A 22,162-nucleotide genomic window follows, 5' to 3' on the forward strand; every position below is an offset into this window, starting at 1 on the left:
ATGAGGCCTGGAGAGACTACCATTCATGAAACTTGTTGTCAAGCCGCTCGACCGGCAGAGTGCAGGAAAGGGTATCGCAGCAATCGATAGCGAGGCGATGACGGAACTAAATCTTAGTAGCGGTGACTTCGTTACAATCCAAGGTGAGGAGGGCACTGCAGTCGCCCGTGTTCGACCGGGACGAGCGGGCGAGCGACAGCGCGGCGTCGTTGGCATTGACGGCCAAACGCGCAAGGCCACTGGAGCACGGATCGACCAACTCGTTGATGTAGAACAGGCCGACGTGGCACCGGCAGAGGAGCTGTCGGTCGCGCTCCCGGCCGGCCTCCAGATTCGCGGTGACCTCACATCGTACCTCCGTGAGAAGCTAACCAACCGCGCGGTCCAGACGGGACAGACCGTCCCAATCGCGCTCGGATTTGGCTCCCTGATGGGCCGATCCAACCGCCGGATTCCACTCCGTATCGTCGATAGTGAACCTGATGGGACTGTAATCATCACCCAATCCACGAACATCAACGTGGTTGAGCAGTCCGCCGAGGAGGTCGACGTGGAGCGCGGCGACGACGCGACCGGTAGTTCAGAGCCGCCGGGAGTAACCTACGAGGACGTCGGCGGCCTCGATAACGAACTGGACCAGGTTCGAGAGATGATCGAACTGCCGATGTCCCATCCCGAGCTCTTCCAAGCACTCGGCATCGAGCCACCGCAGGGCGTCTTGCTCCACGGACCGCCCGGAACTGGCAAGACACTGATCGCGAAGGCGGTTGCAAACGAGATCGACGCCAGCTTCCAGACCATCTCTGGTCCGGAGATCATGTCGAAGTACCACGGCGAAAGCGAGGAGCGGTTACGTGAGGTATTCGACGAGGCCGAGGAGAACGAACCCGCAATCGTCTTCATCGACGAGATTGACTCCATCGCCCCGAATCGAGACAACACGCAAGGTGATGTCGAGCGCCGCGTCGTCGCACAGTTGCTCTCGTTGATGGACGGCCTCGAGGACCGCGGTCAAGTGACAGTTATCGGGACGACGAACCGCATCGACGCCATCGACCCCGCACTCCGCCGCGGCGGCCGGTTCGACCGTGAAATCGAGATCGGCGCACCGGACACCAAGGGCCGGACGGAAATCCTCCAAGTCCACACCCGCGAGATGCCGATCGCCGAGTCGGTCGATCTCGAACAGTACGCCGAGAACACCCATGGCTTCGTTGGCGCTGACCTCGAGAGTCTCGTCCGCGAAGCGGCGATGAACGCACTCCGACGTGTCCGCCCGGACCTCGACCTCGAAGGCGACGAGATCGACGCCGAGACGCTCGAAACGCTCGAAGTAACGGAGAAGGATTTCCGAGCGGCACTCCGGGAGATCGAACCCAGCGCGCTCCGAGAGGTCTTCGTTGAGACGCCCGACGTCACCTGGGACGATGTCGGCGGTCTCGAAGAGACCAAAGCCCGACTTCAGGAAGCTATCCAGTGGCCACTGGAGTATCCCGATGCGTATGGACAGGTGGACCTCCAGTCACCGAAGGGGATTATGCTCCACGGGCCGCCCGGAACCGGGAAGACGCTGCTGGCGAAGGCCGTCGCGAACGAAGCCCAATCCAATTTCATCTCGGTGAAAGGGCCTGAACTGTTCGACAAGTACGTCGGTGAGTCCGAAAAAGGCGTCCGGGAGATATTCGAGAAGGCGCGGTCGAACGCCCCGACTGTCATTTTCTTCGACGAAATCGACTCAATCGCGACAAAGCGCGGGAGCGGCGGCAGTGATTCCAACGTCGGCGAACGCGTCGTCTCACAGATGCTGACCGAACTTGACGGGTTGGAAGAACTTGAAGACGTGGTCGTGATTGCAGCAACGAACCGACCAGACCTCATCGACGACGCCCTCACACGTGCGGGTCGAATCGAGCGCAAAATTGAGGTGGGAGAGCCCGACGAGGAGACCAGGCGCGAAATCCTGGCAATACATACCCGGACCCGGCCATTGGCTGACGATGTCGATCTTGACCACCTAGCAGCCGAAACGGACGGCCTCGTGGGTGCCGATCTGGCGGCGTTGTGTCGGGGGGCGGCGACGGTAGCAGTTCGTGAGCACGTCCAGGCCCAGACAGAAGGGAAGGAGGCAGCTGTCGAGGATATCGTACTTACGCAAGCACACTTCGAAGAGGCACTTAAAGAGATCAGTCCGGAAGACGCTGATATCGATGACGAGGTAGACAGCTTGTAAAAATATCCTTCATTCGAACTACGATTGTGCTGTAGTCAACTCCCCTACAAATATTGCTCGTTGGGGTCGGATTCAATATAATGACGCAGTGGACAGCGTCCTGATCATGGTACAATTTGTCGTAGACCTTTACAGTTGGAAGCCCACGGGACAGACGATGGCTACCGAGGCGACGTTCACGGTTCTGTCAGACCAATTTCCCTTGGGGACAGTGTTCAACCAACTGCCGAACGTGACGGTCGAACTTGAGCGACTTATCCCCTCGCGGGACGTGGTGATCCCCTACTTCTGGGTTCGGGGAACCGGGATCATCGACATCGAGAGCAAATTCACCGAGCACCCGGGCGTGGCGAAGATTCGGCTCGTCGACTCGGTCGAGGACGAGTACCTGTTACGCGTCGAGTGGGCACTGGACTACGAGGGCGTGCTCACCGTGTTGACGGAGACAGAGATACCGCTCATCAGGGCTATCGGCACAAATCAGCAATGGACGTTCGAGATCCGCGCCGATCATCGAAGCGACATCACAGACTTTCACCGGCGCTGTCAAGAACTGGACATCCCGATCACGTTGACGGAACTGCACGCGCTCACACCGCTTGAGACGGCGACTGTAGCCGCCCTCACCGACACTCAACAAGAGGCACTGATCCTCGCCTACAAGCGCGGCTACTTCGAGTCCCCACGGCAGGTCACGTTGGAAGACCTCGGCGAGGAACTCGGCATCTCACAGCAGGCCGTCGGTTCCCGTCTCCGGGGTGGGATCAACAACATCCTCGGGAGTACGCTTTCGGATCTCATAGCCCGTTCCTGAGCGGCTTTATAAATGGTTTGTGTTTGAAAAAACCAGTGTGATTGCCGATAAGGCCTGCATTGTATATAATGAGTGGGTCATCCCTCTCTTTTGATTCGTTGCTCAACCTGTGTCAACACCAGCATCGTCGGATCGTCCTTGCAGCACTTACAGAAGAACAGCGCTCGTTGACGCTCGATGAACTCACACAGGCAGTCCTCAAGCACAATCATCAGACCGCAATTACAGAGGTGTCTGAGGATGTGATAGCAGAAATTCGCAACTCACTCTATCACGTCCACCTTCCGAAGTTGGCTTCTGGAGGGCTCATCTCCAATTATCCAGACCGACAGTTCGTGGAACCGGGTGAACAGTTCGATCAGGTACAGCAGACCGTGTCTGCGATCCTTGATGCTGACCCTACACTCGAAGGGCCAATAGAACTCTAGTGTCGATCAACCGCTGTCCAGTCTCAGCTCTATCAAGGTCGAACTGGGCGATCCATTCAAAGAGCAGGACCTGAATAGCCTCATTCACGATATCGTCGGTGAGGGCGCCGAAGCCTCGGATCCTACGCTCCGAAAGTGGCGTCGCATGGTTCTGAAAGAACTCGGTGCGGAACCACATCCGAAAAACGACGACCTCTGGATTACTGAAGCGTCTGCAGAGAGTCTCACCCCCGACGAAATCCCAACGGTCTGCCGCAAGCCAGTTGAATTACTCTCTGACGAGGAATGTGCAGCTGGATGAACCTACTGAGATGACTATCGACCAGTTCAACACCGCAGCAGGGACGTCGATGGATGATATCGTGCAGGCGACGGTCGTTCCTGATGGGGGTATCAGTGACGGTGACTGAGTCCTATGGCTGTGAATGCACCTGTAGGCCGTCAAGACGCATCGCCACCTGCTGGACTGTGTTCAGCTACCCAAGGCGTACTCGACCCAGTGCTGGAGACTGTCCTGCATCTGCTGCAGTTCTTCGACAACGCCGTCGTAGCCGGCTTGCTGAGGTGCATCGATATACTACTGGAAGTTCATACCGCGTGGGCTGATTGACTCATCGAGCGCTCTGAAGTACCCCAGTAGCTCGTGAAAGGCGTCCTCGTCCATCGTCGGATGGGAGAAACATCAAAACGAACACGGACACACCGGCCAGTTGGAGTGTATCCAGTGCCTGCCAGCCCAGCAAGCAAGTGGTTTTTCGTTGGTCATTCCAGGGGAGCTGCCAAGCGGAGAGTATCCTCCAGTAGAGCGAGTGTACACTCCTGAAGCGGGGCGAAGCCATGGGGAGGTTGGGTCTCGATAATAAGTTGGAACAGTCGAGCCAATTGACTGAACCCTCGCTCCGCTAAGTGCTGTATTCCCTACAGAACAGATCTTGTAAATCAACGAGGGTCAAGTTGTGGGTGCTAGTTAGTGTCCGGAGCACCGAAATTCGCTGAGAGAGCTCTGTAGGAGTATGGCTGTCCGACCCCAGTACGAATTGAATACCCTGCTCGGTGAACAATTCGAACATTCCTGGATCAGGATGGACGCGGCCAAGAGACCGGTGGACGCGGCCAGCGTTCACCTCCGGAACTGTCCGCGATCGAGCGAGGGCTTGTGCAACCCGCTCGTAATCTGCTTGTGTCGTGTGTCGTCGGAGTGCGGGAATCCGTTCTGGGAGATCGAGATGCCCCACCACCTCGAAGAGCTCGGAGTCGATAAGCGCGACGAGGGCGTCATAGTAGCGTTCGACAGCGGCGCGCCGCTGTGACGTATCCGCGTCTACATACTGTCTCTCACTGGTGTAGGTGTACTGACCAGCGAAATGCACGCTCCCGATTGTGTACGCGAACTCCGCCACATCGAGAAACGCCGCGGTCTCTGACTCAGCACCCTCCACGTAGCTCACCTCTGCCGCGTCATAGAGCCTGAGTTCAGTCGATTCTCTTGCGGTGTCGATGGCTTCCCGGCGCTGCTGGTATGTCTCGACGAGGTCATACTTTGCTCGCCGGCCGAAGTCATCCTCAGGCACGATGCAATGGTCGGTCAGACCCAGAGCGGACAAGCCCGCAGCCTCGGCGGCTCCAATCATTGCGGTGAGATCCGACCCATCCGAGTACGTCGTATGCGTGTGGATGTCCGTCTGCATCACGCGGTGTCCGTTGTACTGACGTCGTAGAGCCGCTGGCCGTCCAACTTCGGCACGACATCCCGGCTGTCGAAGTTGAGCGTGTACTCGTAGAGATCCCGCCGCTTGATTGGGGGTTTCTGCTCGTACTTCGGCCCCTTCCCGAATTGGACAACCTCCCGGTAGACCTCGCGTTGCTCCGGCGTCAACGGCTTCCCATGGAGATACCGGGCGATGTACAGCGCACCGACGAGGTCCTCCGGTGAGGGCTTGCCTTTCGATCCCGCAGCGACGAAATACGTCTCCCGGTCGTCATCCGCGAGATGGTCCGCCACCGCCTTCCCGTTCGTCAACCCGCCGACATAGATATCGACGTCTTCACCACCAGCAAGACGAAGATCCGTGACCGCGTTCCCACCATTCGTTGATGTCATTGCCGTCGGCCGGCCATCCACATCGACGTCTTGGACGAAACTCGGTGAGTTGAAGAAATCATAGCCGTCCTCGCCACGGTAGTTTGGACCGGAACTCCCGCCGATTTTTGTATCAGGATTCTCTGCCTTGAATTCCGGTTCGTTCCCGCGCTCCTCAGTAATGTAGATGTACGCTGCACCGTTCGCGAACAGCTCCGGTACCGTCGTCGAAAACTGGGCGATATCAACAACGACGTAGTTTCCGGGATCAGGGTCCTTTGGGATTTGTGCACGCCCCGGAATCATCGTCTCTAGAAGCTTTGATTCGAGCGGGTCGTCAGTGACTTGGCTCATATTTTAGGCTCAAACTGTCATCCCAAAAAGACCACTAAGAGACCTATACCCGGGACATGTGTGCTATATACCGTTCAATAGATGTAGTGTAGTGGTGGCTGAGTGGTTATGCGAGAGCGGCAACGACAGCAACGAGGACGAGCGACCCCGCGAAAAATCCGATATCCAAGGGACGGATTTCCATATCTGCGAGTCGAAGGTCCGTACTCGCATCGTTTTGAAGGGAGTGCGAGAATCCACGGGCTTCCATGGCTTCGACGGTGACGCGGCTGCGCTTGGCGACGTTGAATATCATTGGGTAGAACGCTCGCATCGAAAGTTTCAGCAAGTAGGCGTAGTGCCGCCACCGGAACCAGCCGGGGTTGCTGGGGGCGGTGCTGCGCAGTCGAAAAGAGTTAACGAGATCGTGGTATTCCTCAAACAGCACCGGGAGCATTCGGTATCCGTAGGTGATGAGGAACGTGAACTGGCGCGGAATTCCCAGACTCCGGAGGCCTTGGGAGAGGCTCTTCGGCCCCATACTTGAGAACACGGCGAGACTCGACACTGAGATAATCGTCAGCTTCAACGTGAACGGAATGAGCGCGCGCACTGCCGCAACTGGATCACCCGTAAAGACAGTGACAACAGCGTACGACCCGAGTGTCGTCGCAACAGTAACGGTCATCAAGCCCACCAAAAACAGACTGACACGGGACAACATCGCGAGTGCCGATACGAACACGAGCAATCCGAGCAGGACCGTCACATCGTAGAACAACCACGGCACGAAGAGGAAGACAACATACCAGAGAAGCAAAACTCTGGGATCCAACTTGTGCAGGAACGACCCCTCGTTCTCGTAGGCCGTCCGCAGCAGGTCTGATTTAATCGCCGCAACAGACGTGGCTTCGCGGAGATCGTCGAGCGCTGCCATCATTCGATCTCCCCTGTTGTTGCAGACGCGTCATCGTGAAGATAGTCGGCAAATGCCTCGACTGTGAGTGGCGCTTGCTTAAGCCCGAGTTCGGTCCCAAGTCGGACGGTCTGAGGCGGGCGGAGGTTCGCTCTCTCCAAGACGTCACAGTCGGCGAACACGTCATTCGGGTGGCCATCAGCGATGATGCTGCCGCTGTCCAGTACAACGACGCGAGTCGCCCACGACGCTGCGAGCTCTAAATCGTGGGTTGCAATCACAACCGTTTCGACGCGCTCGCCAGCTCGGTCGATGGTGCGGCCAACCTCTTCACGGCTCGCCAAATCGAGGCTTCCCGTGGGCTCGTCAAGCAGAACGATTGACGGGTTCGTCGCCAGCCCGATTGCCAGTGATGCCCGGCGTTGCTGGCCAACGCTCAACAATCGGCCATCACGGTCCTCTAAGGCCTCCAAGTCGAGGAAGTCGATGACGTCATCAACACGCTGCTCGACGTCTGTATAGTCCCTGTCCTTGAGATAGTGTGCGACATCGGCCCGCACGCTGTCATCGATGAACATCTCTTCGGGGTTTTGTTTGACGTAGACGACTTCGTCGGCCAACTCCTCTGGGAGGACACGCTCGGTATCCGTGCCGTCAACGGTCACCGTACCGCTGTCTGGCATCTCTAACCCAGTCAGTAACTGCATCAGCGTGGACTTTCCTGCACCGTTGCTTCCGACAAGTACCACTCGTTCGTCCGGATAGACATCGAGTGAGAGGTCATCAAGGACGTGTTTGGTCCCACTCCGAAGCGTATCGTACGAGTGTGAGACATCCTCGACAGAGATGACCGGCGTTCCCTCTGGGACCGGCTCCGAATCCCCGTTCAGCCGCCCTCCATCGGGGATGACACGTTCGGCAAACCGAGTAGCAGCGTCTGAGATTGTCACTGGTAGTTGCTCACTATTGTCGAGGACGCGTTCAGCGATGCGTGTCACCTGCGGCGGGTGGACATCCTGTGCTCTGAGGTCCGTTAACTGGTTGAGCGCGTCTTCGACGGGACGTTTCCAACTGACAACGCCGTCTTCGACGAGAACCACGCTATCACAGTACTCGGCAATGAACTCCGTTTGATGCTCGATTGTGACGATAGTCTTGCCGTGGGTCTGGTTGAGCGTAGCGAGTCGCTCGTACGTCTCCCGTGCATTAATCGGGTCAAGTTGTGCAGCTGGCTCATCAACGACGAGGATATCGGGATCAAGCGACAGTGCAGCCGCAAGCGCAACGAGATGTTTCTGACCACCTGAAAGCTCCCAGACGAACCGGTCCTCCAATCCGTCCAAGTCGAGTAAATCGAGCGTTCGGTGGACGCGTTCACGGTAGTCCTCATGTCCGTAATTCATCGGTGCGAACGCGACCTCCTCAAAGACGGTCGGACTGACGAGTTGGTTGTCGAACTCCTGAAACACGTATCCGACGTGCTGTGAGAGTTCCGCAACGGAACTTGCAGCCACATCGTGGCCTGCGACCGAAACATCGCCCTGCATGTCGCCCTCGTAGAAGTGAGGGATGATTCCGTTGAACGACTTGCACAACGTCGTCTTTCCGGACCCGTTCCCGCCGACGACAGCGACGAATTCACCGGGCTCGATGGTGAGATTCGCGCCATCTAGGACGTACTCGTCCGTACCGGGATATTTGAACTGCAGTTCGGCAACGGCAATTTGAGAGTTGTGTATCGCGGTCATTGGTCAGCTGTTTGGGTCGCGCGATACCAGATGACCGCTGCGACGACTGCAGAGATCACAATCGGGACTGCGATGTAGTTCTGGCCGTACATCGCTAGGAATTCAGGCTCCCAGACAACATTGATTGCCCCACCGACTTCGCTGGCTGCTTCAGCTACGAATGCGAGGGGAAACGCGACGAGCACCGCCAGCAGCGCCTTTCCGGAAAAGCCACGGCGCATTGGTGCGCCACGCTCGCCTTCGAACGGCTCCATGCCGAGCAGCGGCTCGACTTTCCCGTGGAGTTTCGGGTAGAGGTACAGCGCAGGAACCACGCCGAAGATGATCCCTGTGATCAGCATCTGTGTGATAAAGTCGACACCCTCCAGAACGACGATACTCTCTGGGAGCCCCGGTACCGCTTCCAATTCTTCGACGCCGACGTAGACTTTCCCGATATCGATGGAGGTGGCGAAGAACTCCTCAAGCGCTTCAGCGATGAACACGACGATTGCCAACTGCGTGGTGTTCTCGGGATCTTGGAGCAGTTTCGCGGCGAAGTAGTAACAGACTGGAATCAGAATCAGGCCCTCCATCGCTCCCAGCCCGTCGAATTCGCCGAGAAGAATTTCACCAAAGACGATCTCTCCAACGGGGACAGCGAGTGCAGCCCAGTATGTTCTGAACAGCAAGACGAGAACGATTGGGATGAAGATGAATCCGCCGACGCCTAGTTCGAGCGGTCCCACAGTGAACTCGGGGAGGATTTCAGTGAATGCGTTTTGTAACCCGGTGAGGGACATGACGAGAATGAATACCATCATGTCCTGTCTGTCGAACGAGAATCGACTCCCTGTACCAGTTAGCGTACTCATGTTACACTGAAACAGATGATGAGTTTGTCATTTGAATTATTATAATAGGAGTCCTGACTGATATTGCACACCAACCACGGACTATATTTCTATATACTATATCTCTGATCAGGGAGGCTCTCACCGTTCCGTTCATACACACACTGACCACTCGTTCTTGCGCTATTCCAGTGAATAAATTAGATCGTTGCTCAGATTCGCCGCATCGTCGTCATGACCTCCCGCCCAGTGACCCGCCACTGACACCCGTTCCAGACGACCTCACTGCGCTCGAAACTACCATCGGTCCGTGGGTCGAACTCGATCTTCCGCTTCGGCCCCCGCACTGGCTCGTAGACGAAGCCATTCGCGTCAGCGACAGACTGCCCGTTCATGCCTCAACACCCCGAACGAGATCGTCGACGAGCGACCCACCGACATTTGGACCAGTCGCCTAACCACGCTCGAGCGTGTGTATTTGCACTAGACTGGGAGCGTCTCAAACGGCGTCGTTGCCAGCTCGACCGTCTCTGCGTCGTCAGCAACTGCGACAACGGCCACGGCGAATTCGTAGCTGTTCCAGTAGCGGGCCGCGCCTTCGTCGCCGACGCTGAGGAACAGCGGTCGCCCCTAAGTGAGGAGTTCGCGGATGGACGGTCAGTACAAGACAAGCAGCGAACCTAATTCGTTCACTCGGGGTGGCAATAGCACAACCACACTAGGGAGTCGATTTTTCTGGACACTGACAGTACTTTCCGTCGCCAGCAATTATATATCCTTGCCCGCCTGATGCTTCTCATGCATGGTAGATATAGAATTTATTACCTTCGCTTGTACCGACCCGGGCAGACTGGCCGACTTCTGGATGGAGGCGCTGGGGGGTGAGCGCCGCGAACTACCGCCGTCAATCGAGCCAGAAATCGTAGACCGGCCCGGTGAAGGACCGAGTCTACTGTTCAAGGAATTGTCGAAAGGAACCGAGCGGGATCTGCCAATCCACCTCGACCTGTCGACTGACAATCGAGAGGCGACCATCGAACGACTGAGGAATCTCGGTGCTTCGGTCCGTGAAACAAAAACCGAATCTTACGAAACCCACACTTCGACGTGGACTATCATGGAAGATCCGGAAGGCAACGGTTTCTGCGTGAGCGAGTATGAGTAATAAATCGAGTTCGAAGTGCGATCAGATCGCAGACCTACTGAACAGACGGTTCTGAATCTGTTCAGTAAAAGAATCCAAGCTGGCTCTCAAACCGCCGCATCGTCGTCACGACCCCCCAGTGACCCGCCACTGACAGCCGTTCCAGACTGACCCATTCAACCCAATACCGACGGCGGCGTGGCCTACACCTTGACCTTTCGATCCAGTAGTAGCCCCGAGCGGCCGTGAGTGAGGTCGCTGCTGGCGCGTCCTACAGGACTTAGTCCCGATGTTACCCCCACATGCCAATTTGGGCGCGAGAAGCGACGACAATGCGATTAATCCCAATTCAACGGCGTTAATTCGGCGAAAACCGGCCACAATTCGTCCTCATGGCTTGGCTCCCAACACACTATTCACTGGCGGTCAGCAGTCACTTGCTCAGTGCCTAATTCTTCCCACACCGGCGCAGATATTAACCGCCGTAGACAATGGAACCGACCGCTTAAATTCCGGTTTAATCATCCGTTGATGGTATTTACCAACGCGAAGACAATCAAACTGCATGACATTGCGCCGCCCTGATTGTATCAGTCACATGTCGTGGAGTACCGCACCGGCTGTCCACTGGGACAGAGGTGAATTGCAATGAGAGGTAAACCGATAGCCATTCTCGCAGGGGTGGTTGTTGCGGGGCTTATCATCGGTGGTTCGGTCGGAGGAATGTCCGTGATCTCCAGCGGTTCAGCCGCCACCGATACACAGCAGCACGCAGCAGATATTGGTAGCTTAGAACAGAATGAGACCGTTATTACGACCAGCGGAGAGCAGCTAACGTTACAGACCACGGCTGCCGAACAGATCCATGGACAGACGGCTGTCTCCCCAGGATCGAACGTGACAGTTCGTATCGAGAGTAGTGATACACAGAATCCGTTCCTCATTCCGCAATCAACACCCGTCCGTGAAAACGGAACGTTCGCTGTCAAGGTCGACCTGTCGGGTATCACGAATAATACGAGTGCAGTCGTCTCTGTCTATCACAACACGACAGAACTCACGAACCAGACTGCTCGTATTGAATCCGTTCGAACAAAAAGCACGCCTGCAACGGCGGAATCATTGCCACGGTTTGTCTTTGATGGAAACCAGATATCCGTTGCAAGCGCTCCGAATCAGACCATTCGTGGCGAAACGACATTCGATTCGAGAACCAATGTTACAGTCCTAATCAAGAGCACTGACTCGTCTTCCCCGTTTCTCAGGAGCCAACAAGCTACAGTACGGAGCAACGGCTCAGTCGCCACACGATTTAACTTTACAGCCGTCCCGGAAGGAACGACGTTCCAAGCCGAACTCCGAAAGAACGGAACCAGCCTCACCGATGCGGAAGGACAGGTAACGGGTGATTGATCTCGCAGTCCACAATCAGATGAACGGACTGAAGCGGCTATTGCAGGTCAATAGCAGTCTTCGCTAGTTAGCACTTTCATACTTTCTTATCACATGAGCGTTGCGTAGCTCCTGAATGATTTCATCGACTTCTTGATTTACCTCCGACTTCTCAAATTCGCTCAACTAGACAGTCCCGCAGAGGACACTTCGCACAACGTACCCAACACAGTCGCTGCCTATACACTATCTTGCGACAGATCTGTGCCACACTCTGGACACTGTTCATCAGTGATTGTTACCTCGAGATCACAATCCGGACAGTAATCGCGATAACACGCGGACTCGCCCATAGTCTCTATCGTCTGTCGACCAACATAGCAGTTATGCTGAAATTTCAGTTGTGTCGGGATCGGTTTTGGATATCTGTAGCGCCCACAGACCGGGCTGTTTCTGTTCTGTGGCCACGCGCGGCGGTACCGAAGCGAGGTCTGCAAGAACCTCTGTGACATTACCTGGGCGGGTATCGGTCAGGAGATGGAGTGATTCTCCGGGGGCGAGCGCACTAAACTCGGCACAGACCTGTTCGATTCGTGCCCGGTCAGGGACACCGCGGAGATCGAGTGCGGTTTCTGGAACGGTGACAGTCGTCCGGTCGGTAAGTGTCGCACGCACTGTTTCACCCAAGTCACGGAAGGCTGCAGGAACCGCTCCGTCGGTCGAGCGAAGCGATTCGTCGAGAGGGAGCTCCGCCAGCACGTTCGTACTAAGATCAGAATTGTTACCGAACGGTGTGTGTTCGTCGCCACAGGTCGGGCAAGTGAACCCGGCCATATTGAGGACGGCACCAAGTACTGGAACACCCTCTTCACGGAACAAGGCCATTGAGCGCTCTGTATCGCTGGCAGCGGTGGGAAACGGCGTCGTCACGAATACTGCTCCGTCAACCGGAAACGACTGCAGCGTCGTCAACACGATGTCGCCGGTCCCCGGCGGCAGGTCAAGCACCAGCGTATCGACATCCCAGGCGGCGTCGGTCAGCAGTTCCTCGACAGCCTCGTGCGCCATCGCACCGCGCCAAGCCATCGGTTCGTCGTTGGCGATCAGACCGACACTGACGACCTGCAGCCCGTCGACCGTGACCGGCTCCGCGCGGCCGTCGTCGGTCGAACCGAGCGGGCCCTCGATATCGAGCAGTTCCGGCGTGTTCGGGCCGTACACGTCGGCGTCGAACAGGCCGACCCGCTCACCGGATGCAGCCAGTCCACGCGCCAACTGAGTCGCCACAGTGGTCTTGCCGACGCCGCCTTTCGCGCTGGCGACGGCGATGATGCGGTCCACGCCGGGCACGACGGTACCGTGGTCCGGTTCCGGCGCATCCGCGTCTATATGGACCTGCTCGACGCCGCTACACTCTAGCACCGCCGCCCGCATCTGATCGGTAAGTGCGTCCGCTGTCGCAGGGGCCATCTGGGACAGCGTCGGGTCGACCGTGACGGCCCCGTCGGCGACGGTCACGGACTCCACCAGCCCCGTAGCGATCACGTCCCTGTCGCCGTCGGGAGCGGACACAGTTCGAAGCGCTTCTCTAACCGCGTCTTCCGTGGGTTCGGTCACCTCGTCGGACATGTTACCACGTTTCTCCGTGTTCGGTCTCTGGTTCGGGGCCGTCGTCGTCGTCCATCAGCGTGCCGCCGTACGGGCGATACTCAACCCCAAACACGCTGTCAATACGCTCTAGCAGGTCTTCCCGCTGGCCGATGAGATCAGTGTCGAACTCGGCAGCCTCTAGCGCCGCGACGAGTCCATCGTCGTCGAGTCGCCCGTCACCGTACGCGGCGGCGACACCGTCCCGGAACGTATCGGCATTGCGCCGACACCGCAGGCCCTCATCGATGTCCGTTTCTGCATCGTTCCGGTCCCCGTCCAGCGGGACGGCCTCGAAGTGCTCGATTGCCCGTCGGTCGAACTCGGCGGCCTTCGAGAGCACCTCGGTCGCCTGCTTGACCGGACGCAACTCCGCCCAAGCGTCCCGCGCGGCGGGGGCGACCATTGTGTCGACGACATCATCCCAAGTCGTCGCTCGCTCAGGGTCTTCCAGCGCCTCGGCGACAAACGCACCGACGTGGTCCTCCGGAACGGTCATGCCCAGCGACGACTCAGCGCCGCCGCCCTCGTCGCTTTCTGGCTCGTTCTCGTCCTGTGCCGCTGCCGTGCCGGTCGAGTCGAGTTCGTATGGCATCGTCAGGTCCTATCCTCCGGGTCGGTGTTCAGGTCGCGTCGGGGGTCGAAACCGGGCGCGCCGCCGGGAGCCGGTGACTCGCTCCCGGCCCGCGTTGAGCTGAAGGAGCCCGCAGGGTCGTACCCGTCGACGGACTGTTCGGCGGGCGTATCCGGTCCGCTTCCGGGGGCCGACGGCGGCCCGATTTCGACATCCAAGTTCTCGGGGTCGGTCCCACGAGCACTTGCAAGCGCCTGTTTGGCTGTGCGGGCGACATCCTCGCTCTGGTCGGTCACGCCGTGAGCTTCGAGCGCCTGCTCCGCTCGGTCGGTCCCGAGCTGACCGAGGCTTTCGGCGGCTTTCGCCCGGGCGAAGGCGTTCGGTTCTCGGGCCAGCATCGCGGCCAAGATGCGTTCAGCCTCCGAGACGTCCTCGGCGACGCTGCTGAGAAACTGGGCAGCGTACTCCCGGACAGCTGGATGGGGGTCAGTCTTTATACAGTCGACAAGCAGCGGCTGGTCGGCCTCGCCGCGTTTGCCCAGCGCGATGACGGCGTTCCGTCGGACCCAGCCGCTGTCGTCGTCAAGCGCCCCCTCCAACTCGGCTGCGTTGCCGCCGACCCGCGAGAGGGCGACGACGGCTTCGGCCCGGACCCACGCCTCGGGGTCGTCGAGCGCTTGCCGGACGACGGCCGGCGCGGCCCCTGCGACCCCCAGAGCTTCCACAGCGAACTGCCGTACTTCATGATCTTCGTCCTCCACTGCGCGTTCTCCGAGCGCGTCGATAGTCGAGCGGTCAAGGCCGGAGTCGGCCGCATCGACCAGTGCGATGGCGGCGTCCTGCCGGGTCCGCACCCGCCGAGCGTCCAGTGCATCACGGACCTCTGTCTCTGTCTCGCCCGGCGTCCGACCGCGCGCGCTCCAGTTCTCGTAGCTCATCGCGCCAGCCTCCAGTAGAGGACCGTCCAGCCGGCGACCGTCGCCGCGACGAGCGTTCCGATTGAGGTGAACAGCGGGTTGCTGCTACCGCCCGAACCACCGTCGCCGCCACTGGAATCGCCCCCGGCGGCGCTACCTGAACTCGAACTGTCCCCGCTGCCGCCGCTCTCGGGTGCCGTGAGTTCGCCGGATGTAGTGTCCAGTGTGCTGTACTGCATCGTCAGCGACTTCTTGCCGTTGACCTCGTCTGCGCTCCCGTTCCAGACGGCGAAGGCCAGATACATCGTCTCGTTCTGCGAGAAGGTCGCGTCGTGTTGTCCTTCCCCAGTGTGATCGCGAACGAAGACGACGGACCACTCGTCGCCGTTGCGTGTGGCCTGCGCGTCGACGTTCTGCTGTGGCGCATTGCTCAGCGAGCCATACCCCGCCGCGTAGTAGTTCTGGCCGTAGTTTTCGTACTGGCTCTGTGAGAGGGGGTTGCCAGCGGCCATGCCCGGTTTGGTCTCCCCATCCGGGTGGGGATAGGCGTACATGTCGCCGCTCCACTCGGCCGGGGTGTCGTTCCCGTACTGCCACTGTGACCGCCAGTACCAGATGTTGACCGGGTCGCCGTCCGCGCCCATCGTTATCGGCGGCTTCTCGCCGCTTTTGAGCATCACGGCGGCCGCGTCGCTGTAGTTCTCCGGCGACCGGATGTTCGTGTCCTTCGTCGGGTCCTCCCAGGTCAGCCGGAAGGCGACGTGGGTCTCGTTGGTGAGCGCCTGTACCTCCATCTCGTCGATGCTCCCGCCGCCGTAGGGGACGGCCATCTGCTGTTTCGACAGCGACACAGTCCGGGACGGGGCCTCGGACCAGCGGTCGCTCTCGGCGGTCTGTGGGATCTGGTCCGTCGCGACCATGGGTTGCTGGCCGCCGGTGACGGCTGCGGCGACGGCCATCTGGCCGGCGACCAGCAGCGCCATGACGAGCGCCGTTGCCATCGTTGCCCGGCGGGCCGCCTCGTAGTCCAGTTCAACCATCGGCTCTCACCCCCGTTCCGGGCGACACCGGATCGGGATGGCTCGCTTCGTCGAACTCGACGAGGGCCGCCGCCAAGTCCGCGGCGGCGGCGTAGACGGCGCACGTTTCGGGCACGTCACGGTCGGACGTGCCACCACCGTCGACGGTTTTCCGGACCCGATGAGCGAACGCGGGAACGAAGTCGCCGAGATGCTCGTCCAGTACGGTCGCGCCCGCTCGTGCGAGGCGAACAGCCGTTTCGTCGTCGCCGTCGTCGAGGGCGACCGCCCGCTGTGCGGCAAGCACCTGCAGCAGTTCCAGTTCGACGGTGACGTGGTCGTGGCGCTCGTCGAAATCATCGCTGATTTCGAGGCCGAACTCCTCTAACAGGCCGACGACCGTGGCGATACGGCGCTGGCTCTCGTTGACCTCCTCGCCGGTGGTGTAGTGGGCCTCGTATGGGACGACCGGATACGTCCCTTCGTCGCTCGGGAGGCCGAACAGACGGTTGTACGCCGGTTCGAGTGAGTCGCGGTCGACGCCGTCGAGCGCATCAAGCAGTGCGTCGACTTCGGTTTCGAGGTCCAGCGCAGCACCGGCCTGCCGGACGGCATCCTGGACCGCTTCGTCCTGCAGGTCGCCGACGACGGCTTCGTCGGGGTACTGGAAGACCGTCGCGGCGAACCCGTACAGCGCGGCGCGTCGCGTGTGGTGTTGTGGCGTGTTCTTCATTGTACGCACCTCACGGCTGGTTGGTCCACTGTTCACCCTCGCGGACCTCCATGGGCTCCTCGATTGGCACATCGACGACCTTCTCGCCGTTGCGGTCCCAGCCCTTCACGCGGTTCTCCTTGACGTTGTAGGTCTCGATGAGCCGCGTCGTCGCCCCGAACAACTGGAGAATCCCGAGCACCTCGTGGCTGGGGTTGCGGGCCCGCTCCTGCACGATACGGACCGACTCCTCGTAGGTGTCGCCCGGCCACTCGTTTTCCTTGACCTCGGTGTTCGGGGTGAACATCTGGGTCAGGAACTCCGGCGGGACGTGGTACGGCGGCATGTAGAACACCTGCGGCTGGGTCCCGAACTGCGGGTACAGCGGCAGGGCCACCTTCTCGTCGGAGTGGACGAGGTAGTTGATAGGCGAGCGCCCCGACGCGGCTGAGGACTTGCCCCCCGCCGGCCCGGCGTCAGGTCCGCGGTTGATGTTGCCGTGGAGCCGCGTCTTCCCGATACAGGAGGAGACACACCGCGGGACGTTCCCCTCCTCGATGCGGGGGTAGCAGCCGACCGGTTTCTCGGTGACGCCAGTCTCAGGGTTGTACATCGGCTTGTGGTACGGACAGGCTTTCACACAGCGGCGGTAGCCCCGGCAGCGTTCCTGGTCGAGCAGGACGATGCCGTCTTCCTCGCGCTTGTAGATGGCTTTCCGCGGGCACGCAGCGAGACAGGCGGGGTTCTTGCAGTGGTTACAGAGCCGCGGGAGGTAGAACTGCCAGATGTCGTGGTACTCGTCGTTTTCGAGGTCGGACTCGACGACCTCGCCTTCGGGGTACTCCCCGTGGACCTGATCGTCGCCCAGCGCGGGGTACTCCCAAGCCTGCTTCTCGGCGATGTACCCGCGGACCTGCTCGCCGTTTTCCGCGGCGTCGAAGATGGTCTGATCGGCCTCCAGATCATCGAGCAGCCGCATGTCCCAGCCCATCGGGTAGCCGCCGTAGGGCTCGGTCTCGACGTTCATCCACCACATATACTCCTCGCCCTCGCCGCTGGTCCAGGTCGACTTACAGGCAAAGGAGCAGGTGTTACAGTTGATACACCGGTTCGTGTTGATGACCATCCCCCAGTGGTAGTCCCGCTCTTCCTCGCGGTGTTCGTAGGGATAGCTGTGCTCGCGGCCGAGTTGTGGGTTGTACGTTTGTGCCATCAGTCATCGCCTCCTGAGGTCGATGTTCCGGTACTGCCAGAGCTGCTACCGCTTGGCTGCAGCGACCCGCCGATGTAGTCCTCAACGAGGTCGTCCCGGCGGGCGTCGCCGGGCCACCAGTCCGCTTCCTCGTACTTCTCGACGTCCACGAGGTCGTCCCGGTTGGTCCCCGTCGGGGCCCACACCGTCTCCTCGTAGCCGTGTTCCAGTTCCGCGCCGTGCCAGGCGATGTCCTCGTCGACGATATCGGAGATGTTCGGATCGCCGAACACCGCCTTGTGGACGAGGTCGTCGGTCTCCTGCAACGGGTCGAGCCAGATGTTCGTGATCGTGTTGTACCCCTTGACGCCGTCCTCGTCGGCCTCGTCGTCGGGGAAGTGCTGGGGCCACCAGCCGTGCCACAGCGTCAACTGTCCCATGTCACCGGCCGACCGCGGGCGCTGGCGCTCGCTGACCATCGCCCTGACGACGAGGTCACCGCGCTTGCCGGTGATGCGGACGTAGTCCCCGTTTTCGACGTCGATGTTCTCAGCATCGCTGGGGTGCATCTCGACGAAGGCCTCACCGAGCGGCGCGACGTCTTCGGACTCGCCGTCGCCGGTCGGGAACGAGAAGTCGTCGACGAGGCGGTCGGTCCCCTCCGGGTCGCCGCTGACGCTGCCGAAGTCACGCGAGGCCCAGATGAGGTTCCAGTCGGTCATCCCCCACGAGGAGTGGGTCCGGTACTTCGGGTGTGGGGTGTTGTAGTAGAACTGATTGCCCTCGTCGTGATAGAGGGGGTTCTCCTCGTCTTTTGCCTCGTCCCACTTCTTGTTCACGCCGTAGGGGGTCCCCTCGACGCTCTCGACGTGGTCGATGTCGTCCCGGTCGAGTTCGATGAAGCGGTCCTCTTCCTTGTGGAACTCCATCCGGCCGGTCTTCGTGTAGAACGGCCGGTCCTCGTGGACCTGCGAGTAGAACGGGACTCGGGGGTAGGTCTTCAAATCCAGCCGTTCCGGCCCGTCTTCCAGGTCCTCGACGTCGATGCTCTGGGTCGTCATCCCGCGGTCGAACGTCTCCTGGATGTACTCGGTGACGTCGCCGTCGTCGTCGAGGAACTTATCGAAGTACGCCCGGTAGGAGTCGACGTTGCGCTCCTCGGGCGGGATTTTCTCGTCGAGTTTCTCCGCGACCATCGCGACGGCTTCCCCGTCCTGTTTGGTGTCGTACATGGGGTCCATCACGCCGCTATCCATCTGGACGAAGGGGTTCTCCGGTCCGACGGTGATGTCGGGGTACTCACACTCCAGCCAAGACGGCACCGGGAGCACGATGTCGGCGTGTCGCGCCGAGTAGGTCATGTGCATGTCCGAGACGATGAACAGGTCGTTCTCCGTGTCGGGGTGTTTGACGAAGTTCTCGATGACGTGCTCCTGATGTTTGGTCTGGTTTAGGAGGTTGCAGTTCATCGTCCACAGAATCGACGGCTTGGACATCGTGTACGAGCCGGCGTTTTTCGGCATCACCGGCTCCTCGGCGTCGCCCTGCGGAACGAGGTCCAGTTCGCGGTCGAAGTCCCCACGAACCTCGTGGGGGTCGAGTTTCTCGCCGCCGAAGAAAGCGAAGGCGTAGCCCGGATACATCCCGTGGGCGGCGTTGCCGTCCGGGTTGACGTAGTGGGGGTAGCCGTCCAGCAGTTCGATCTTGTACTGGCCGGAGTAGTTGTAGTACCCCTGGCCGGCATCGCCGATGTTGCCCAGCATCGCTTGGACGAGGAACACGGCCCGCTGGAGCGCGTCGTTGGAGTGGAACCAGTGGTTGATGCCTTCGCCGGTGAACCACTGCCCCTTCTCGGCGTCGGCGAACTCCCGCGCCGTCTGAGCCAGTTTGTCGGCCGGAATCGTGGTGATGTCCTCGACCGTCTCTGGGTCGTAGTTTTCGATGATGTTGTCCCGCTGACGGGCGAAGTCGCTCTGGACGGTGACTGTCGAACCGTCGGTCAGTTCGATATCGGTGTCGACGTCTAACTGTGGCGTGGCCGGCATCTCCTCGCCGACCTCCTCGCGTGTCATCGGCACGGGCTGGCTGTCCTCGTCCAGCACGACGAAATCCCCCCAGTCGTTGTGCTCATGCTGGTCTTCAAGGTCCTCTGGGGGTTCATCGTGGTCCTCGAACACCTCGTGTGCACGGAGGTACTTGCCGGTGTCCTCCCGAATCAACAGCGGGAGGCTCGTGAACTTCCGCATGAACTCAGGGTCGTACAGGTCCTCGTTGATGATGACGTGCGCGATGCCGAGTGCGAACGCCGGGTCGCTGCCTGGCCGAACCGGGAGCCACCGGTCGCACTTCTGGACCGTCGGCGAGTAGTCCGGATAGACGCCGACCATCTTCCCGCCGCGCTCGCGGGTCTCCTGCAGAAAGTGGTTGTCCGCGAGTTTGTTGTGGATGAGGTTCTTCCCTTGGATGATGGTGTAATCGGCTTTCCGCCAGGCGGCGGCGTCGGCGTCGGAGGTCTGATACCCCGTCGTGATGACGTGGCCCGGCGGCAGGTCGGCGTACCAGTCGTACTCGGTCCACTCACAGCCGCCGAAAACAGAGGCGAGTCGACGGCCCGACCCGTGGCGAGTGAACAGCCCGTCGGCCTTGATGGCGTTGAAGATATGGAACTGCTTATTGTCCTCCAAGTTGGCCATCTTCTCGGCGATGAGGTCGATCGCCTCGTCCCAAGAGACGCGTTCGAACTCGTCTTCGCCGCGACCCTCCGGATTAGGGTCATCGGGATCCCACCCCTTCCGGACCATCGGGTACTTGATGCGGGACGGCTCAAAGGTACGGCGATGGAGTGACAACCCCTTCATACAGCCCCGCGGGTTCCAGTGCTGGCTCACGCCGGCGTCCTCGTAGCCCGACGGACCGACCGAGGGCTCCTCGTTGTGGTACACCTGCTCTGCTCGTATCGGGACGCCGTTTTTCATGTAGAAGTTCAGTGCACACGACTGGGTACAGTTGGGGTGACACACCGTCCAGTCCACCCCGTCGTACGCGTAGATGTCGTGATACACTTGCTCCCAGTCCCGATTGGGGTAGGATTTGAGCGGGTTGTCCACGCTCGTTATCGGTTCCGTTGACTGTGTCGCGCCCCATGCACCTTCGACGAGCGCGCCAACCGCTCCCGCGCCCGCCGCAGTCAGGAAATCACGCCTCGATAGTTTCATCGAGTGTCCCTCCGTTGGACAGCGCTCACACGCATGGTGGGGCAGTTCGACTCGTACCTAATGAACCGCTATACGGGTTCTCAGAGGCGTGGAACGCCTGCGAAGATGTTCGCCGAAATAGTTTGTAGAGCAAACGAGCAGACCTATCCCTGTGAGTGGGCTACGAAGCGAACCACCGTACCGTAGCCGACAGGTTCGGGAAGACATTGCTCTCCACTACGGCCTCATCGTTGGAATAATCCAATCTCTGTCTCTTCCGGACTCTCAGGGACGTAGCCAAAAGTATAGCATCGGTTCACCGACGTGACGAGAGTCCCATCATACAGCCCCGTTCAGTACTAGCTGATACACGTATCGGCTCGCTCGGCCCGTCGGATAGATGGGGTTCCTCGTGAGTGACTTGTTCGAAACAAGCCGGAACGCTGTTTCTGGTGTATGCAGACCCACCTGAAAACAATAGGATGACTGATGGTATAGACGATACTATCCCGTCCCACCCAGTCAGTTGGCGATCGGCTGCTCAGTGTACAGTGAATAAATCAACATGACGAATCCGACTGTAGTAAATAGGCTCTGGACAATCGAACTCTTGATTATCGGGAACGTCAGCAGCTGGTGTGCGCTCCCAGCCAGTAACGTCCCTGTTGTGATACAGCCCATTCCGAGCCAGAGTGCTCGCATCGGTGCTGCTCCCGTCCGACGGTACGTCTTGTACGTAAGCCAAGTGAGGATCGCTCCACAAACTAACGTCACCGTCTTGAGTACGATCAAGACCACAGTGTCTACGTACATTATAGCTTCCTGTCTACTGGACATGGTATTATAAACGGATGGAGTTTGTCATATTTTGAGAAAGGGTGGTGAAAATAGACTATTCCAAAATTTTGAGTGGGGGTTGACTAAAAGTTGAAGGAACGTATTCGGCTGGGGAATTAAATAAAACCGGGGAAGCCACCGTAGCCCGTGTT

At 59.4% G+C, this 22,162-nt stretch carries 19 protein-coding genes and 1 pseudogene; 6 read left to right on the top strand and 14 right to left on the bottom strand.

Features of this window, described 5'->3' with window-relative positions; genetic code table 11:
- The first annotated feature begins 25 nt into the window (after positions 1-25).
- The 4 genes from Har1129_RS05300 (at position 26) to Har1129_RS21155 (ending at position 3,882) form a co-directional block, all read left to right on the top strand.
- A complete protein-coding gene (locus Har1129_RS05300) occupies positions 26-2,230 on the top strand; it encodes a CDC48 family AAA ATPase (protein ID WP_151099724.1) in 2,205 nt (734 codons plus the stop codon).
- A gap of 157 nt (positions 2,231-2,387) precedes the next feature.
- A complete protein-coding gene (locus Har1129_RS05305; protein ID WP_151099725.1) occupies positions 2,388-3,044 on the top strand; it encodes a helix-turn-helix domain-containing protein in 657 nt (218 codons plus the stop codon).
- Positions 3,045-3,112: 68 nt separating this feature from the next.
- On the top strand, positions 3,113-3,472 hold the full coding sequence (locus Har1129_RS05310) for a hypothetical protein (protein ID WP_151099726.1): 360 nt from the start codon (positions 3,113-3,115) through the stop codon (positions 3,470-3,472).
- Positions 3,473-3,759: 287 nt separating this feature from the next.
- Positions 3,760-3,882, top strand: a complete 123-nt coding sequence (locus Har1129_RS21155; protein ID WP_255518332.1) for a hypothetical protein — start codon at positions 3,760-3,762, stop codon at positions 3,880-3,882.
- Positions 3,883-4,374: 492 nt separating this feature from the next.
- Here the strand turns inward: Har1129_RS21155 and Har1129_RS05320 are convergent, their stop codons facing one another.
- From Har1129_RS05320 to Har1129_RS20905, 7 genes and pseudogenes are all read right to left on the bottom strand, one after another.
- Positions 4,375-5,160: a PHP domain-containing protein gene (locus Har1129_RS05320; RefSeq protein WP_151099727.1), complete on the bottom strand. Its 786-nt coding sequence runs from the start codon at positions 5,158-5,160 to the stop codon at positions 4,375-4,377.
- Positions 5,160-5,906 carry a 2-phosphosulfolactate phosphatase gene (locus Har1129_RS05325; protein ID WP_151099728.1) on the bottom strand — a complete coding sequence of 249 codons (747 nt, stop codon included), beginning with the start codon at positions 5,904-5,906 and terminating at the stop codon, positions 5,160-5,162. Before Har1129_RS05325 ends, Har1129_RS05320 begins: the two co-directional genes overlap by 1 nt.
- A 106-nt stretch (positions 5,907-6,012) precedes the next feature.
- Entirely contained in the window at positions 6,013-6,822 is an 810-nt protein-coding gene (locus Har1129_RS05330) for an energy-coupling factor transporter transmembrane protein EcfT (RefSeq protein WP_151099729.1), read from the bottom strand.
- Complete coding sequence (locus Har1129_RS05335; protein WP_151099730.1) at positions 6,822-8,549, bottom strand: ABC transporter ATP-binding protein; 1,728 nt, start codon at positions 8,547-8,549, stop codon at positions 6,822-6,824. Before Har1129_RS05335 ends, Har1129_RS05330 begins: the two co-directional genes overlap by 1 nt.
- Positions 8,546-9,403 carry a hypothetical protein gene (locus Har1129_RS05340; RefSeq protein WP_151099731.1) on the bottom strand — a complete coding sequence of 286 codons (858 nt, stop codon included), beginning with the start codon at positions 9,401-9,403 and terminating at the stop codon, positions 8,546-8,548. Before Har1129_RS05340 ends, Har1129_RS05335 begins: the two co-directional genes overlap by 4 nt.
- Positions 9,404-9,594: 191 nt before the next feature.
- On the bottom strand, positions 9,595-9,777 hold the full coding sequence (locus Har1129_RS05345; RefSeq protein WP_151099732.1) for a hypothetical protein: 183 nt from the start codon (positions 9,775-9,777) through the stop codon (positions 9,595-9,597).
- Positions 9,774-10,012, bottom strand: a pseudogene (locus Har1129_RS20905) (hypothetical protein); the annotation flags it as partial. The pseudogene Har1129_RS20905 and the gene Har1129_RS05345, both read right to left, overlap by 4 nt.
- A gap of 172 nt (positions 10,013-10,184) precedes the next feature.
- Here Har1129_RS20905 and Har1129_RS05355 point away from each other — a divergent pair.
- Entirely contained in the window at positions 10,185-10,547 is a 363-nt protein-coding gene (locus Har1129_RS05355) for a VOC family protein (RefSeq protein WP_151099733.1), read from the top strand.
- Positions 10,548-11,174: 627 nt separating this feature from the next.
- On the top strand, positions 11,175-11,939 hold the full coding sequence (locus tag Har1129_RS05360; protein WP_151099734.1) for a BGTF surface domain-containing protein: 765 nt from the start codon (positions 11,175-11,177) through the stop codon (positions 11,937-11,939).
- A 363-nt stretch (positions 11,940-12,302) separates the two neighbouring features.
- Here Har1129_RS05360 and Har1129_RS05365 read toward each other — a convergent pair whose 3' ends face one another.
- The 7 genes from Har1129_RS05365 to Har1129_RS05395 are packed head-to-tail and all read right to left on the bottom strand — an operon-like array spanning position 12,303 to position 21,194.
- Positions 12,303-13,547, bottom strand: a complete 1,245-nt coding sequence (locus tag Har1129_RS05365; protein WP_151099735.1) for a P-loop NTPase — start codon at positions 13,545-13,547, stop codon at positions 12,303-12,305.
- A gap of 1 nt (position 13,548) precedes the next feature.
- Positions 13,549-14,160: a hypothetical protein gene (locus Har1129_RS05370; RefSeq protein ID WP_151099736.1), complete on the bottom strand. Its 612-nt coding sequence runs from the start codon at positions 14,158-14,160 to the stop codon at positions 13,549-13,551.
- 2 nt (positions 14,161-14,162) lie between these two features.
- Positions 14,163-15,077, bottom strand: a complete 915-nt coding sequence (locus Har1129_RS05375; RefSeq protein WP_151099737.1) for a HEAT repeat domain-containing protein — start codon at positions 15,075-15,077, stop codon at positions 14,163-14,165.
- Complete coding sequence (locus tag Har1129_RS05380) at positions 15,074-16,096, bottom strand: ethylbenzene dehydrogenase-related protein (RefSeq protein ID WP_151099738.1); 1,023 nt, start codon at positions 16,094-16,096, stop codon at positions 15,074-15,076. Before Har1129_RS05380 ends, Har1129_RS05375 begins: the two co-directional genes overlap by 4 nt.
- Positions 16,089-16,808 (bottom strand): molecular chaperone, encoded by a 720-nt coding sequence (locus Har1129_RS05385; protein WP_151099739.1) that lies wholly within the window; start codon positions 16,806-16,808, stop codon positions 16,089-16,091. Before Har1129_RS05385 ends, Har1129_RS05380 begins: the two co-directional genes overlap by 8 nt.
- A gap of 10 nt (positions 16,809-16,818) precedes the next feature.
- Positions 16,819-18,000 carry a 4Fe-4S dicluster domain-containing protein gene (locus Har1129_RS05390; protein ID WP_004594247.1) on the bottom strand — a complete coding sequence of 394 codons (1,182 nt, stop codon included), beginning with the start codon at positions 17,998-18,000 and terminating at the stop codon, positions 16,819-16,821.
- Positions 18,000-21,194 (bottom strand): molybdopterin-dependent oxidoreductase, encoded by a 3,195-nt coding sequence (locus Har1129_RS05395; RefSeq protein ID WP_151099740.1) that lies wholly within the window; start codon positions 21,192-21,194, stop codon positions 18,000-18,002. The genes Har1129_RS05390 and Har1129_RS05395 overlap by 1 nt, the downstream gene beginning before the upstream one ends.
- Positions 21,195-22,162: the final 968 nt, after the last annotated feature.

This window comes from Haloarcula sp. CBA1129, from assembly GCF_008729015.1.
Taxonomy (GTDB): domain Archaea; phylum Halobacteriota; class Halobacteria; order Halobacteriales; family Haloarculaceae; genus Haloarcula.